This is a genomic window from Amycolatopsis sp. lyj-346 (genome assembly GCF_046548975.1).
In the GTDB taxonomy this organism is placed as follows: Bacteria; Actinomycetota; Actinomycetes; order Mycobacteriales; family Pseudonocardiaceae; genus Amycolatopsis.
The window spans coordinates 165,137-180,546 of record NZ_JAJPWT010000006.1 but is presented as its reverse complement, the minus strand read 5'-3'; the positions used below and the strand labels follow the sequence as shown (position 1 = coordinate 180,546).

Genomic DNA, 15,410 nt, shown 5'->3' with positions numbered 1-15,410 from the left:
CGTGGCAACTCCCGGAAACTGTTCCGATTTCGACGGCACCCCCGCCGCGCCGATTGGGCACCAGCGACCGCCGAACGCTCGCGACAACCAGCGTTCTTCGTGCAACAGGTCGGTCACCCGGCAGTCGAGTACCCCCAAGACCAGCCGGATTGGCCTCACGCTACCCAGTGGACGCCCTACTCGTACCGCCGAACGGAGCATTGGCAAAAATGTTCGAAAATCGCGGAGGTTTGCCCAGACAGCGAGTAGTACAGCGACGATTATTGTTCACTCTTCTGCCGGAAAATGTTACCTCGATTGGGAGGTTTGGCTTTACGGCAGACCGCTCACCTGGGACGACACACCGGCACCAGGGTGACGAGGGCGGCCGAGACGCCGAAGTGGGCAACTTTCGAACGTTGTGCTTCAGCTTACGCCGCATCACCCGATTGGCGGGTAACGCGGAAGACACGGCCACATCGGTGAAATGATCGAATTGATGAGGAGGGTTCGGGAGGTGTAGCACAGATCCTTCGAAGTCCCACCAAGCGGGCAAAGGTGCCCCGGGAATGCGGCGGCCCCCGTTTGCCCGGCGGTTGAACAGCGTTCAACTGGGGCGGGGCCGGGGTCCGCCCGGGGAGGGACAGCGGGACCCTAGAGGAGGAGGCCGGAGCCAACGAGGCGCGGACAGGAGCCACCCGGGGCGGCGGCCGGGCCCCGCCCACGGCGACGACCACGGGAGCGATCCGGAGCAGCAGCACCCACCCACGGCAACGATCACGAGCACCATCCGGAGCGGCCCGCCGGCACACGCCACCGGCCCAGCGGCGAACCCGGCGCGATCCAGCCGCCCCCCGCCGCCCGCACCTGCCCCGCGGCGAGCGGCACCGGCCGCGGACGGCGTTGAACCGCCACGGGGACGGCCGCGAGCCGCAGTGGTTGCCGCGAGCTGCCGCGGCTCGCCGCGAGCCGCCCCGAGCTGCCGACTCCAGCCCAGCCCGGCCATAGGCGGCACTTCCCCCTCCCCCGGCAGAGTTCCCGCAAAGTTGCCTATCTGCGTCTCGCGCCGTCCGTCGCGGGCCGGGGCCGGCGGGCCAGGCGGTCGCCGACCGGACTCGAGGCAAGGAACGGCCGGACCAGGACTTTGCCAGGCCCTGCCTCCCCGCGGCGGTCGCACCCACCGATCCCCCGCCCGGCCGCCCCACCAATCCGCGGCGGCCGTCAACTCCCCGCTTTCGTCCATCACCGCCCACCACCGGCCGCCACCCTCGGTCGGGCATTTCGGGAACGGGCCCCACACCGAACCGGGAAACGGCCGGGCACTCGCGGGCGCCGCCGCGAGGCCACCATCCCCGGCGCTGTCCGGAAAGGACGTCCACAATAGACCCGAAACCACCCATGCCGGGAGGCCTCAGCGTCTCTGCCGTCGCGACACCCCGGTCGCCGACGGCCAGGGTGGGTGAAGTTGTTCTTCACCCATTGAGGCGATACCGGCCTGCTTGCTGCTCCGATGCGGGCAATTACGCCGAACGGACCCGCCCGTTTCCGCGCGAGTTGAATTCCCTTTCGGGCCGGTTGTGGATACACTTCGCGGCGAACGCTGCGCGCATTGTGCAGTTCGCGTTCTCGAGCGCACATCCACCGGAGGAGGACCCAAGTGGCCCAGAAAGTCTCCGTCGAGATCCTCGACGACATCGACGGCAGCACCGCCGCCCAGACCGTGCAGTTCAGCCTCGACGGCGTCGCCTTCGAAATCGACCTTTCGGATCGGAACGCAACCGCCCTGCGCCACGAACTGGCCCGTTACATCGACGCCGGCCGCCGTGTCGGCGGGCGCAAGGTCCGCGTGGCCACCGGCCAGTCGACCACCGCCTCCGATCGCGAGCGCAACCAGCGGATCCGGGCCTGGGCGAACGCGAACGGCTACGACGTCTCCGAGCGGGGCCGCCTCTCCTCCGAAGTCGTCGCCGCCTTCGAGCGGGTGCACGGCGCCGACACGGAATCGTCCGCGCCGTCCCCGCGAAAGCGCGCTCCGCGCAGGAAAGCCGCCGCCTGACTCCCGAAAACGGCAGGTCGCGCGCGGCGGCTGAGGCCGCCGGAAAGAACAAGACTGTTTCTCCGCCGAATCGCCGTGCACCCTCGATGTCACCGATCACCGGATGACAAGAGGAGCTCGAGCGTGCCCGCCGGCAACGAAACCGATCGCGAACTCGACGTCGAACAGGAATACCTGACCACCCTCTACGCCGAAGCCGACACGCTGCGCGAACACGCCGCCGCCCGGCTGACCGCGGCGGACCCGGCGACGGCGCCGTTCTGGCGAGCGGAAGTGTCCCGGCTGGAAGCCGCCGAAGACGGGCTGTGCTTCGGGCGGCTGGACATGCGGGACGGCAGCCGTGTCCACGTCGGCCGGCTGGGGCTGTTCCGCGGCGACGAGCCGCTGCTGCTCGACTGGCGCGCGCCCGCGGCCCGGCCGTTCTACACCGCGACCATGGCCGACACCCACGGCGTGCGAAGGCGGCGGCGCATCACCACGCGCGGCCGGGCGGTCCTCGCCCTCGACGACGAACTGCTGGACACCGAGGCGGGCGGAGACGACGTCCTGGTCGGGGCCGCCGCGCTGATGGCGGCGCTGACCGCGCAGCGAACCGGCCGGATGCGTGACATCGTCACCACGCTGCAGGCCGAGCAGGACCGGATCGTCCGCGACGACCACCCCGGCGTCCTGGTGGTGCAGGGCGGCCCGGGCACCGGCAAGACCGCCGTCGCGCTGCACCGCCTGGCCTACCTCCTCTACACCCGCCCGCACCTGCGTGGCCGGGGGGTCCTGGTCGTCGGCCCCAGCCAGGTCTTCCTGGCCTACATCGGCCAGGTCCTGCCCGGCCTGGGCGAGCACGCCGTGGTGACCTCGACCGTCGCCGGCCTGTACCCGGGCATCACGATCGGCCGGACCGACCCACCCGAAAGCGCGGTGGCCAAGGGCCGGGCCGACCTGGCCGTCCGGATCGCGGCCGCGGTGCGGACGCGGGTCCGCCTGCCCGGCGAGCCGGTCGAGATCGCGTTCGAGCGGGAAGTTCTGGTGCTGGACCCGCGTACGTGCCGGAAGGCCGCCGACGCGGCGGCGCACACCGGGCTACCGCACAACCAGGCCCGGCTCGTCTTCCAGCAGCGGATCGTCGCCGCGCTCGCGCAGGACCTGATCGACAGCATGGAAAACGTGGTGTTCACCGAGACCGGCGAGTCGCTCGACGGCGGCAGCGCCGACGGCCGGCTGAGCGCGGCCGACCTGCGTGCCCTCGCCGCCGCCGGCGTGGTGGTCGACCCCGGCCAGGAGGACGGCCCGCGGCGGCTGCTCGACGAGACCGACGCGGCCCGGCTGCGGGCCGCGCTGCTCGCCGACACCGGAGTGGGTGCCGTGCTGGACGAGCTGTGGCCGCCGCTGACCGCGCCGGAGGTGGTGGCCGGCCTGCTCGGCACCCCGGGTGACGTCTGGAGCCCGGCCGACGTGCCGTTGCTGGACGAGGCCGCCGCCGTGCTCGGCGAACGGGCCGGCGAGACCTTCGGGCACGTGGTCGTCGACGAGGCGCAGGAACTGTCCGCGATGGCCTGGCGGATGCTGCTGCGACGGTGCCCTGCCAAGTCGATGACCGTCGTCGGCGACCTCGCCCAGACCGGCGACCCGGCCGGCGCCACGTCGTGGGACGACGCGCTTCGGTCGCATGTGGACGATCGATGGCGGCTGGCGCAGCTCACGGTCAACTACCGCACCCCGGCCGAGATCATGGCCGCCGCGGCCGGGTTGTTCGCCGCCCACCACCCCGGTCTGCGGCCTCCGCGGTCCGTCCGCCACGCGGGCGAACACCCCTGGCGCCGTCGCACCACGCTCGAGGAGCTGCCCGGCATCGTCGCCGCCATCGCCGCCCGCCACGAGGACGGCCGGCTGGCGATCATCACCCCGCCGTCACACCACGACCGGCTCACGGCGGCCGCGGCGGTGCGCACCCCGCCCGAGCTCACCGACCCCGTCGTCGTGCTGACCCCCGGCCAGGCCAAGGGCCTGGAATTCGATGCCGTGCTCGTCGTCGACCCGGCCACGATCCTCGCCGCCCCGTTGGGGCACAACGATCTCTACGTCGCCATGACCCGCGCCACCCGGCACCTGGGGATCCTGCACCCCGGCCCGCCACCCGCCGAACTGGCCGGCCTCCTCGAGCACACCGCCTGATCGGCCCTTGTGACCAACCCCCGGGCACCCTACGGTCGGCGGGGTCCGGGTCGTCGCGGGGAGGAGCCTCGGGTGCTGGGAACCCTGCTGGCGAGCGCACTTCTGCTGACCGGCACCGCGCCCGCCGTGGCCGCCGCCGGCTGGACGCCGTCACCGATCGTCTGGACCACCTGCCCCGATGATCCGGACAGCCCCGCGCCGCCGGACGGCGAGTGCGGCACGGTGCGGGTGCCGCTGGACTGGAACTCCCCGCACGGGCCGTCGATCGAGCTCGCGGTGGCCCGGCACCGGGCCACCGATTCCGCGCACCGCCTCGGGGTGCTGCTGGCCGATTTCGGCGGCCCCGGCTCGTCGAGCACGGAATTCGCAGTGACGCCCGGGGTCTTCTTCAGCCCGGAGGTCCAGGCCCGGTTCGACGTCGTGGGCTTTGACGTGCGCGGCACCGGCCGCAGCGAGTTCATCGAGTGCCCCGACACGGGCAAGCCGCCGAGCGCCGAGCCGGCGGGCCCGGCCGAGTTCGCCGCGCTGCGGGCCTACAGCGAGAAAGCGGTCGCCGATTGCCGCGCCCGCAACCTTCCCGTCTTCGACCACGCGAACACCGCGGTCAACGCCCGGGACATGGACGCGGTCCGCCGCGCGCTGGGCGAAGCCCGGATCAGCTTCCTCGGCATCTCCTACGGCACGCTGCTCGGCCAGCAGTACGCCGAACAACACGGCGACCGGGTGCGGGCGATGGTGCTCGACAGCTCCATCGACCACAGCGCCGGCATCGAGCGCTTCCTCGGCGACCGGGCCACTGCCGCGGACGAGGGGTTCCGCCAGTTCGCCGCGTGGTGTGACCGGACGACGACCTGTGCGCTGCACGGCCAGGACGTCTTCGCCGTCTGGCGGAAGGCCCTCACCATGACCAGCGGGATGCCGGAGGAGCGGATCGAGCTGCGCGACCGGGTGCTGAAGGACATGTACGGCCCGGACTGGGACGACGCGGGCCAGGCGATCGCCGAGGCCGTGGCCGGCCGGCCACGGGTGACCACCCGGTTCTCCTACAACTACGCCTCGATCCGCCTCGCGGTCGTGTGCCAGGACTTCGACCTCCGGATCCGCGGCTTTGCCCACTACTCGGCATTGCACGCCGAAGAGCTGCGCCGCGGACCGCTCATGCGCGGCAGCACGCTGAGCCACGGCGAAGCGATGGCGTGCCTGGGCGTCCAGGGCCCGCCGGCGAACCCGCCCCACCGGCTGAGCATCCCGCGCGCCCCGCGGATCCTGCTGCTGAACGCCCGTTACGACCCGGCGACCCCGTACGCCTGGGCCCTCGCGGTCCACCGGCAGGCACCGGCGAACACGACGTTGCTGACGTACGAGGGCTCCGGCCACGGGGTCTACCAGCGGAATGCCTGCACCCGGTCGGCGACGGACCGCTACCTGCTGACGCTGGAGACACCGCGGCACGACGTCAGCTGCCCGGCCTGACCCGCCGCTACCGGTACTCGGGCGTCCACCGCGTTTCCCGGACCGCCTTCGCGACGTCGTCTTCGCTCATCTGCGGGGCGACGCCGTCTCGAACGGCCTGGACGGCGACGGCGGTCGCGATGCGGGTCGCGATTTCCGGGACGTCGTCCCAGGACGGCAGCAGCGGTTCGTCCGGGTCGGCCAGCGCCGGGGACGCCTCGCCGAGTGTCTTGGCCGCCACCCGCATCATCTCGTCGGTGACCCGGGTGGCCCGCACCGCCGTGACCGCCAGGCCCACCGCGGGGAAGATGTAGACGTTGTTGCACTGCGCGACCCGGCGCTTCCGGCCGTGCCGCTCGACCGGCGCGAACGGGGAGCCGGTCGCGACGAGGGCCCGGCCGCCGGTCCATTCGTCGAGCTCGCGCGGGTGCGCTTCGGCGCGGCTGGTGGGGTTGGAGAGCGGGAAGACGATCGGCCGGTCGGTCTTGCCCGCCAGTTCGCGCACGATTTCTTCGGTGAACGCCCCGGCCGCCGTGGACAGCCCGAGCAGCACGCCTGCGTCCACGTGGTGGACGACGTCGGCCAGCCCCGTGCCGTCCCAGTCCCGGACGCGCTTCGCCGGCTGTGCGAACCGGCGCTGCCCGGAAGAAAGACCCGCCCGGTCGTCGGTGAGCAACCCGTCGATGTCCACCACCCAGATGCGTTCCGCGGCTTCGGCGTCGGACAGTCCTTGCGCCACCATCTCCTGGCGGATCATTTCCAGCACGCCGATGCCGGCCGAGCCCGCACCGAGCATGACGACCTGCTGCTGCGACAGCGGGCGTCCCGCGGCCTCGGCCGCGCCGTGCAGGGCGCCGAGCGTGACCGCGGCGGTGCCCTGGATGTCGTCGTTGAAGGTCAGCATTTCGCCGCGGTAGCGCTCGAGGATCGGCAGGGCGTGCGAAGTCGCGAAGTCCTCCCACTGCAGCAGCACGTCCGGCAGTTCCTCGCGCACCGCCGTCACGAACTCGTCGACGAAGGCGTAGTACTCGTCGTCGCCGATCCGGCGGTGGCGCCACCCGAGGTAGTTCGGGTCCTCGAGCCGTTCGACGTTGTCCGTGCCCACGTCCAGCACGACCGGCAGCGTCCGGGCCGGGTCGATGCCACCGATGAGCGTGTACAGCGACAGTTTCCCGATCGGGATCCCCATCCCGCCGATCCCCTGGTCGCCGAGGCCGAGGATGCGCTGGCCGTCGGTGACGACGATGACGTCGACGTCCGCGTCCGGCCGGTTCCGGAGCACCTCCCGCAGCCGTCCCCGGTCGGGGTAGGACACGAACAGGCCGCGCGGGCGGCGGTAGATGTCGCTGAACCGCTCGCACGCCTCGCCGACCGTGGGCGTGTACACGATCGGCAGCATTTCTTCGACGTGCCCGGCGAGGAGCCGGTAGAACAGCGTCTCGTTGCGGTCCTGCAGGGCCCGCAGGTAGATGTGCTTGTCCAGGTCGTCGCGGCGCCGGGAGAACTCCTGGTAGGTGTGGGCGACCTGGTCGTCGAGGGACTTCACCGCGTACGGCAGGAGGCCGGTCAGCTCCAGGTCGTGGCGTTCTTCCCGGGTGAACGCCGTCCCTTTCGTCGTCAACGCGTCGAACAGCCTGCTCTGTCCTTTGTGTACCATCAGCTCCTCCGCGGGCCGGGTGCTCCTCGTCCACTCCCGACACTGCCACAGGAGCCGCCGCGGGGCAGGCCGGTCACCAGCGGTAGTTGCGGCGCAGGGCCCGCTTCACGACCTTCCCCGTGGCGTTGCGCGGCAGCTCGTCGACGAACACGACGTCCCGGGGCACCGCGAAGCGCGCGAGCCGCTCACGCACGTGGGAACGCACCGTGTCGGCGTCCAGCCGGGCGCCCGGGACCAGCACGAGGTAAGCCGCCAGGCGCTGGCCGTACTTGGGGTCGCGGACGCCGACCACCGCCACCTCGCGGACTTCCGGCAATGCGAGCAGGACTTCCTCCACCGGCCCCGGGGCCACGTTTTCGCCGCCGGACACGATCATCTCGTCCTCGCGGCCCTGGACGAACAACAGGCCGTTCGCGTCGACGTACCCGCGGTCGCCGGTGTCCATCAGGCCGTCGCGGACGTCCAGCTGTTCGCCGTCGGTGTACCCGTCGAACAGCAGGCGGTTGCCCACGTAGAGGCGGCCGGTCGCGCCGGGCGGCACCGGGTTGCCCGCGCGGTCGAGGACGCGGAGCGCCGTGCCGATCGGCGGGCGGCCCGCCGTGCCGCGCGCCGCCCGGAGGTCACGCGGGCCCGCGATCGCCGCCCACGAGACCTCCGTCGAGCCGTACAGGTTGTAGAGGATGTCGCCGAAGGCGTCCATGAACTCCTCGCCCAGCCGGCCCGGCAGGCCCGCGCCGGAGCTGGCGACCACGCGCAGCGAGGACAGGTCGTAGCGGGCGCGCGTCTTCTCCGGCAGGTCCAGCAGCCGCCGCAGCATCGTCGGCACCGCGAACAACGCCGCGCACCGCTGCCGTTCGATCATCGACAGCGTTGCTTCCGCGTCGAACCGCCGGGGCAGCACCAGCCCGGCCCGCAGGGCCATGCCGAGCTGGAGCGCGGCCAGGCCCCAGGTGTGGAACAACGGGGCGGCGACCAGGATCGGCTCCCCGGAGCGCAGCGGGATCTCCGACAGCACCGCGGCCGCGTCGGCGACGCTGTGCGGGGTCGGGCGGCGCGCGCCCTTCGGCGGGCCGGACGTGCCCGAGGTGAGGACGACGAGCCGGCCGGGCTTGCCCGGCGGGGCGATCCGGGTGGGTGGCTGCGCCTCGATCAGTCCTTCGATGGTCGGACCGTGCCACCCGTCGCCGGGCGGCCACGTCCACAGCTGCGGGATCTCGGACGGCAGGTGACCGCGCAGGGCGGCGAATTCGGCGTCGGCGAGCACCAGCTGGGACCCGTGGTGCAGCGCGAACTCGGCCGCCTGCCCCAGTGCCAGCCCGGTGTTCATCAGGGCCACGTCCGCACCGAGCTTGCTGCAGGCGATCATCGCTTCGACCATCGCGTTGTGGTTGCGGCACATCAGGAGGACCCGCGACCCCTCGGTGATGTCGTGGCGCTTCAGCACCGCGGCCAGCCGGGTGGTGCGGTCGTCGAGCTCGCCGAACGTCCGCTCGGACCGTTCGTCGCACAGCGCGAGGGACTCCGGCGCACGGCGCGCCGCCGCCTCGTAGCCGCCGGCCAGGGTCGAGCCCCACCGGCCGACCGACCTCAGCTGCCGCAGCGTGCCGGTGGGCTGGGCCGGGGTGAGCACCCCGGCCTTGACCAGGATCCGGGCGAGCTCGCGCTTCGACGGGCGGGGCGGCGGCGGATCCGCCGCGGGAACGCCGCCGAGGTGGTCGCTGATCGCCGCGACCGCGTCCAGGATCCGCTGGCGGATCTTCGGGACCGCCGGCGACCGGCCCTCGAGCAGCGTGAGCAGGATGGTGATCGTGCAGCCTCCGGACACCGGACGCAGCACGACGGACATCCGGTGCTGCCGTCCGGACCAGGCCAGGTGCTCGTCCCGGCGGTGGACGAAGATTTCGGCCTCGCCCTCGCCGCCGGCGCGGTACCGGTAGCGGGCACCCCGGCCGATGGCCTCGGAAACCGGCTCACACGAGGTGATTCCCCGGACGAACCGCGAGTACAGGTGGGGACTGCCCACGATCGTCCACACAGCCGCGGGTGCGTGCGGCACGGTGGCGGTGATCTCGATGAGTTCCGGCTCCATCAGGTCGCATCGGGAGGAGCCGCCGGCACGGTGGTCATGACTCGGCTCTCCCTTTGTCGTTCCGGAGGTTCAGTCGTTCCGGGACTTCGGTCGTTCCGGGGTTCGGTCATTCCGGGGTTCGGCCTTTCGGCCGGTACGCCGAGCATCCGTTTGCGCCGACGGTCGTGTCAACACACGGTCGCACGATTCGATGTATTCAATCGCGAAGAGCGAGCAAAAACCCGGGAAGCACGGAACGCTTAACACGTTTCTCACGCTTTCGCGGACAACCACGGCGGCGGGCCGGTGCTGCCCCGGACCACCAGCGACACCGGCACCCGTTCGAGCGTCGCCACCCGGATCCCCGACCGGACCTCGTCGAGCAGGGTCCGCACCACCTGGGTGCCCAGTTCGGCGAACGACTGCCGGACCGTGGTCAGCGGCGGCCAGAAACTCCCCGCCTCCGCCATGTCGTCGAAACCGGCCACGCTGACTTCGCCGGGCACGGACCGGCCGGCTTCGTGCAGCGCACGCAGCAGTCCCAGTGCCATCTGGTCGTTCGCCGCGAACACCGCCGTCACGGCCGGGTCGTGGGCGAGCACCCGGCCGAGCGTGTAGCCGGACCCGGCCGTCCAGTCCCCCACCACCGGCAGCGGCACCCGCCGGTCGAACCGCGTCAGCGTCTGCCGCCAAGCCCGTTGCCGGTGCTCGGCCGCGAACGAATCCGTCGGGCCCGCGATGTGCCAGACGCTCTCGTGGCCGAGCTTGAGCAGGTGCTCGGTCGCCAGCACGGCTCCCTGCGCCTGGTCGGTGTCGACGGTCGGATACCCGGCGCGGGCATTCGAATCGACGACCACCATCGGCAGCTCCTGCGGGAAAACGCTGCCCGGCCAATCCAGCGCGTATTCTTCGACCAGCACGACCAAACCGTCGACGTCGTGCTTGCCCAGTTCCCGGAAAGCGTCGGTCACCGCCTCGCGGGTCGGTTTGCCCAGCGGCATCAGCTTGATCGCGTATCCCTCGGCCGCGGCCGCCTGCGCGATGGCGTCGAGCGTCCGGCTGTTGCCGAGCGTGGCCAGCGTCGAGGTGAGCACCCCGATCGAGCGCGCCGGATCCGGCAGCACGACCGCCGTGCCACCGCAGAGCTCCCCTGCCGTCCGCTGTCGCACGCCGCCCACCCCTCCCGGTAACTCCCGCGCCGGCTTCCCGTTACGACGAGGTGACCACAACGCGGCGCGATGTTCACCTTGACGTCGGCAACACCACCCTTCGCGACGCTCGTCAGTCACCCGCCATCCCCCGCGCGGAAGCGGGCTCCGACCTGGGCGCCTACGGCGCCGAAGGCCCTCGGCGGCCGAGGGCGTGCCGGCTCGCCGGTGAACAAGGTCACTAAGCGCGCGCTCAGTCAGGGCCGGCCGCGACCCGGAGCGTCACGATCAGCTTCCCCGTGACCAGGACTCCAGGGCGATCAACGTCTTCGTCCCCGTCACCTGGTGGTGCCGCCGGATCTCGTCGATCGTCTTCTGCAGGTGGGCCATGTCCCTGACCCGCAGCCAGACCAGCGCGTCCGGGTCGCCCGCGATCGTGAACACCGCCTGGGCCTCCGGCATGCGGGTGGTCGTCCGGAGGATCTCGGCCACCTTCGTGTTGCCGACGAACCGCAGCTCGGTGAACGCCTCGATCCCCCAGCCCAGTTTCGCGTGGTCGACCTGGACCGTGAACCCGGTGATCACCCCGCTCTCGCGGAGCCGGTCGATGCGGCGCTTGACCGCCGCCGTGGACAGCGTGACGCGGCCGGCGATGTCCGACAGCGTGCGGCGGGCGTCCTCGCGCAGCAGGCCGAGGATCTCGTGGTCGGTGGCGTCGAGCAGCTCGTCGGGCATGCGCCTCAGCGTAATCACACGCAAAAATCCGCGCCCGATGACGCCGAACACCACCGAAATTTGCGTCCACTACCCCGATCCCGGGACACCTGTTGCGCGACTGTGGCGCACGTCGCACAGTGCCCGAACCGCACCCGAGGCGAAGGGAGCCGCGCCGTGGAGACGTTCACGCTGGAGGACCGCTACCTGCGGGAGGCGGGGACCGTGCACCTGACCGGGGTGCAGGCCCTCGTGCGGCTGCTGTTCGACCGCGTCCGCCACGACCGCGCCCGCGGCGGCGACCCCGCCGTCTTCGTCTCGGGCTACGAGGGCTCGCCGCTGGCCGGCTACGACCTCGAACTCGGCCGCCGGGCGACGCTGCTGGAGAAGCACGACGTCGTGCACCGGCCCGGCCTCAACGAAGAGCTCGCCGCGACCTCGGTCATGGGCAGCCAGCTCGTCGCGGGGGCCGGCGGGCGCCGCGGTGTCACCGGCTTCTGGTACGGCAAGGCACCCGGTCTCGACCGCGCCACCGACGCCCTCCGCCACGCCAACCTGGCCGGCACCGACCCGCGCGGCGGCGCGGTCGCGCTCGTCGGCGACGATCCCAACGCCAAGTCGTCCACCGTCCCCTGCGCGTCCGAGCTCGCGCTCGCCGACCTGGCCATCCCGGTGCTCTTCCCCACCGACGCGCAGGACGTCCTCGACCTCGGCATGCACGCCGTCGAGCTGTCGCGGGCCAGCGGGCTGTGGACGTCGCTGAAGGTCGTCGCCAACGTCGCCGACGCCTCGGGCACCGCCACCGTGAGTCCTCAGTGGACCGCGCCGGAGGTCGACCGGGCGTACCGGCACCAGCCGACCTCGCGGCTGCTCGGCACGAGCCTCGCCGAGCTGGAGCGCAGCCTCTTCACCGTCCGGCTGCCGCTCGCCTTGGCCTACCTGCGGGCGAGCGGGGTCAACCGGATCACCGTCCGCGGGCCGGCCGACCGGATCGGTATCGTGTCCGCCGGGAAGTCCTACCTGGACCTCCAGCAGGCGCTCCGCGCACTCGGGCTCGACACCGAAGCCCAGCGGCGGCACGGCATCCGCGTCCTCAAGCTCGGCGCGATCCACCCCCTCGAGCCCGCGATCGTCCGCGAGTTCGCCGACGGGCTCGACGAGATCGTCGTCGTCGAAGAAAAGCGTGCCTTCATCGAGACCGCGCTCAAGGAAATCCTCTACGGCGCCCCCGGCGCGCCGCGGATCACCGGCAAGAAGGACCTCGACGGCCGCCCGCTGTTCACCGAACTGGGCGAGCTGGACCCGGACGGCATCGCGACCGGGCTGGCCCGCCGGCTACCCGGGGACATCCCGCCGGTCGCGGCCTACCGGGGACGCCGCCGTCGCGAGCGCATCGCCGTCCCGCTGCTCGCGCGCACGCCGTACTTCTGCTCGGGCTGCCCGCACAACTCCTCGACGAAGGTCCCGGAAGGCACGCTGGTCGGCGGCGGCATCGGCTGTCACACCATGGCGCTGTTCATGGAGCCCGACCAGGTCGGCACCGTCCTGGGCGTGACGCAGATGGGCGGCGAAGGCACCCAGTGGATCGGGATGGCGCCGTTCGTCGAGGCCGGGCACTTCGTCCAGAACATCGGCGACGGCACGTTCACCCACTCCGGCAGCCTGGCCGTGCGCGCGGCGGTCGCCGCCGGCGTCAACATCACCTACAAGCTGCTCTACAACTCCGCCGTGGCGATGACCGGCGGCCAGGACGCCGTCGGCGGGCTGCCCGTCGAGAAGGTCGCCGCGCTGCTGCTCGTCGAGGGCGCGAAGCGGGTCGTGATCACCACTGACGCGCCCGCGAAGCTGCGACGCCGGAAGCTGCCCGCCGGCGTCGAGGTCCGCGACCGCACCGAACTCCTGCGCACGCAGGAAGAACTGGCGGCGGTCAAGGGCGTCACCGTGCTGATCCACGAGCAGGAGTGCGCGGCCGAAAAGCGCCGCAAACGCCGCCGCGGCAAGCAGGCCGCGCCCGCGACGCGCGTGGTCGTCAACGAGCGCGTCTGCGAAGGCTGCGGCGACTGCGGCACCAAGTCGAACTGCCTGTCCGTGCAGCCCGTCGACACCGAGTTCGGCCGGAAGACGGCCATCCACCAGTCGTCGTGCAACGTCGACTACTCCTGCCTGGCCGGCGACTGCCCGTCGTTCGTCACCGTGGTGCCGTCCGGCCGGACGCAGCGCCGGAAGGCCGCCGAACTGCCCGCGGACGCCGTCGCCGCGCCGCCGGTGTCCACCAAGGACTTCACCGTGCGGATCACCGGGATCGGCGGCACCGGCGTGGTCACCGTGACGCAGATCCTCGCCACCGCCGCGGTGCTCGACGGACGGCACGTCCGCACGCTCGACCAGACCGGGCTCGCGCAGAAGGGCGGCGCCGTCGTCTCCGACCTCAAGGTGACGGTGGAACCGGTCGAACAGGCCCCGAAGCTCGCCGGCGGCGAGTGCGACCTCTACCTCGCCTGCGACGCCCTCGTCGGGGCGGACGCGGCGAACCTCGGGGTCGCCGACCCGGCCCGCACGACCGCCGTCGTCTCCACGACCGAGGTCCCGACCGGCCGGATGGTCGTCGACACGACGGTGTCCTTCCCGGACCGCGGCAGCGTGCTCGCCCCCATCGAAGCCGCCGCATCGCGCACGGTGTCGCTGGACGCACGCGGCCTGGCCGAGGAGTTCTTCGACGACGACCAGTTCGCCAACGTCCTGCAGCTCGGCGCGGCCTACCAGACCGGCGCGATCCCGCTTCCCGCGCCGGTGATCGAACGCGCCATCGAGCTGAACGGCACGCAGGTCGCCGCGAACCTCCAGGCGTTCCGCCGTGGCCGCCTGCTCGTGGCCGAGCCCGCGGCGCCGTCCCCGGCACCGAAGCCGGCCGCCGCGAAGCCCACCGCGGCGCGGGCGCTGGTGCACGCCGCGCCCGGCTCCGAACTGGCGCGGCTGCTGGACATCCGCGTCCCGGACCTGGCCGCCTACCAGGACGAGGCCTACGCCCGCGCGTACGCGGAGTTCGTCGAGCGGGTGCGGGTGCTGGAGGACGGGCCGACGGAGATCACCGAAGCCGTCGCCAAGCACCTGTACAAGCTGATGGCGTACAAGGACGAGTACGAGGTCGCGCGGCTGTCGCTGGACCCGGCGTTCACCGACGGCCTCGAGGACCGGTTCGGCGCGGGCACGCGGTACGCCCACCGGCTGCACCCGCCGGTCCTGCGGGCGCTCGGGATGCGGCGCAAGATCAGCCTCGGGCCGTGGTTCCGCCCGGCGTTCCGGCTGCTCCACGCGCTGCGCCGGCTGCGCGGCACCCGCTTCGACCCGTTCGGCCGCGCCGAAGTGCGGCGGGTGGAGCGGGCGCTGATCGAGGACTACCGCACCGTGGTCCTGCGGGCGTTGCGCTCCGGGGACGCCGGCCGGGCGCGGGTGCTGGCGGAACTGCCCGACGTCATCCGCGGCTACGAAGACGTCAAGCTGGCCAACGTGGCCCGCTACCGCGAGCGGCAGGCCGAAGTCCTCACGCCCGCAGGTAGCTGAGCATCGCCTGGGCGCCGTCGGGGACGCGCAGCTTCGTGCCGACGTCCCCGGCGTGCTGCCGCGCGGCGGCGGTGCCGATGCCGAGCAGCCGCCCGATCGTCGGCACCGAATGGCCCTCGGCCAGCAACGCCACGACCTCGCGCTCGCGGGCGGTCAGCGTCGCCACCGGGTCGCCGGGCCGGGGCCTGGCCAGCTGGACCGCCACGACGTCCCGGTCGAGGACGGTGCCGCCGGCGGCGACGCGCCGCAGCGCGTCGAGGAACTCCTCGGGTTTGCCGACGCGCTCCTTGAGCAGGTAGCCGGCCCCGCCGCCCCCGGCGGCCAGCAGGTCGCCGGCGTAGCCGTCTTCGACGAAGGCCGAAAGCGCGAGGATCGCCAGGCCCGGCACGCGGCGCCGGGCTTCGAGGGCGGCGCGGAGCCCTTCGTCGGTGAACGTCGGCGGCATCCGGACGTCGACGACGGCCAGGTCCGGTTCCGCGATCTCGACCGTCGTCACCAGGTCACCGGGGTGGTCGACGGCGGCGACCTCGAACCCCTCGCTGCGCAGGAGCAGTACCAGCCCTTCGCGCAGCAATGCGTCGTCCTCCGCGATCACGATCCGCACGG

At 72.3% G+C, this 15,410-nt stretch carries 9 protein-coding genes; 4 read left to right on the top strand and 5 right to left on the bottom strand.

Annotated features, from left to right (window positions below; translation table 11 throughout):
• The first annotated feature begins 1,636 nt into the window (after nt 1–1,636).
• The 3 genes from ACLJQE_RS20920 to ACLJQE_RS20910 all read left to right on the top strand — a co-directional run bounded on the left by ACLJQE_RS20920 (nt 1,637) and on the right by ACLJQE_RS20910 (nt 5,677).
• Nucleotides 1,637–2,035, top strand: coding sequence for a histone-like nucleoid-structuring protein Lsr2 (locus tag ACLJQE_RS20920; RefSeq protein WP_410640975.1), 399 nt, complete (start codon nt 1,637–1,639; stop codon nt 2,033–2,035).
• A 123-nt stretch (nt 2,036–2,158) separates the two neighbouring features.
• Nucleotides 2,159–4,204: a HelD family protein gene (locus tag ACLJQE_RS20915; protein ID WP_410640974.1), complete on the top strand. Its 2,046-nt coding sequence runs from the start codon at nt 2,159–2,161 to the stop codon at nt 4,202–4,204.
• Between the two features lie 72 nt (nt 4,205–4,276).
• Nucleotides 4,277–5,677, top strand: a complete 1,401-nt coding sequence (locus ACLJQE_RS20910) for an alpha/beta hydrolase (protein WP_410640973.1) — start codon at nt 4,277–4,279, stop codon at nt 5,675–5,677.
• Nucleotides 5,678–5,684: 7 nt separating this feature from the next.
• On the opposite strand, the gene ACLJQE_RS20905 is transcribed toward ACLJQE_RS20910, so the two are convergent.
• The 4 genes from ACLJQE_RS20905 to ACLJQE_RS20890 all read right to left on the bottom strand — a co-directional run bounded on the left by ACLJQE_RS20905 (nt 5,685) and on the right by ACLJQE_RS20890 (nt 11,264).
• Nucleotides 5,685–7,313: an NAD-dependent malic enzyme gene (locus tag ACLJQE_RS20905; RefSeq protein ID WP_410640972.1), complete on the bottom strand. Its 1,629-nt coding sequence runs from the start codon at nt 7,311–7,313 to the stop codon at nt 5,685–5,687.
• Nucleotides 7,314–7,386: 73 nt separating this feature from the next.
• Nucleotides 7,387–9,402 (bottom strand): AMP-binding protein, encoded by a 2,016-nt coding sequence (locus ACLJQE_RS20900; RefSeq protein WP_410640971.1) that lies wholly within the window; start codon nt 9,400–9,402, stop codon nt 7,387–7,389.
• Nucleotides 9,403–9,653: 251 nt separating this feature from the next.
• The gene (locus ACLJQE_RS20895) at nt 9,654–10,550 is read right to left on the bottom strand and encodes a substrate-binding domain-containing protein (RefSeq protein ID WP_410640970.1); all 897 of its coding nucleotides are present in this window, start codon (nt 10,548–10,550) and stop codon (nt 9,654–9,656) included.
• A gap of 267 nt (nt 10,551–10,817) precedes the next feature.
• Complete coding sequence (locus ACLJQE_RS20890; protein WP_410640969.1) at nt 10,818–11,264, bottom strand: Lrp/AsnC family transcriptional regulator; 447 nt, start codon at nt 11,262–11,264, stop codon at nt 10,818–10,820.
• 156 nt (nt 11,265–11,420) lie between these two features.
• On the opposite strand from ACLJQE_RS20890, the gene ACLJQE_RS20885 reads away from it, so the two are divergent.
• A complete protein-coding gene (locus ACLJQE_RS20885) occupies nt 11,421–14,804 on the top strand; it encodes an indolepyruvate ferredoxin oxidoreductase family protein (protein WP_410640968.1) in 3,384 nt (1,127 codons plus the stop codon).
• On the opposite strand, the gene ACLJQE_RS20880 is transcribed toward ACLJQE_RS20885, so the two are convergent.
• The gene (locus ACLJQE_RS20880) at nt 14,785–15,408 is read right to left on the bottom strand and encodes a response regulator (RefSeq protein ID WP_410640967.1); all 624 of its coding nucleotides are present in this window, start codon (nt 15,406–15,408) and stop codon (nt 14,785–14,787) included. The genes ACLJQE_RS20885 and ACLJQE_RS20880 overlap by 20 nt on opposite strands.
• Between the last annotated feature and the right edge of the window lie 2 nt (nt 15,409–15,410).

Bases quoted from the DNA above. Each gene is read 5' to 3' on its own strand.
- ACLJQE_RS20905 (WP_410640972.1), bottom strand. From the start codon at position 7,313: ATGGTACACAAAGGACAGAGCAGGCTGTTCGACGCGTTGACGACGAAA.
- ACLJQE_RS20900 (WP_410640971.1), bottom strand. From the start codon at position 9,402: ATGGAGCCGGAACTCATCGAGATCACCGCCACCGTGCCGCACGCACCC.
- ACLJQE_RS20890 (WP_410640969.1), bottom strand. From the start codon at position 11,264: ATGCCCGACGAGCTGCTCGACGCCACCGACCACGAGATCCTCGGCCTG.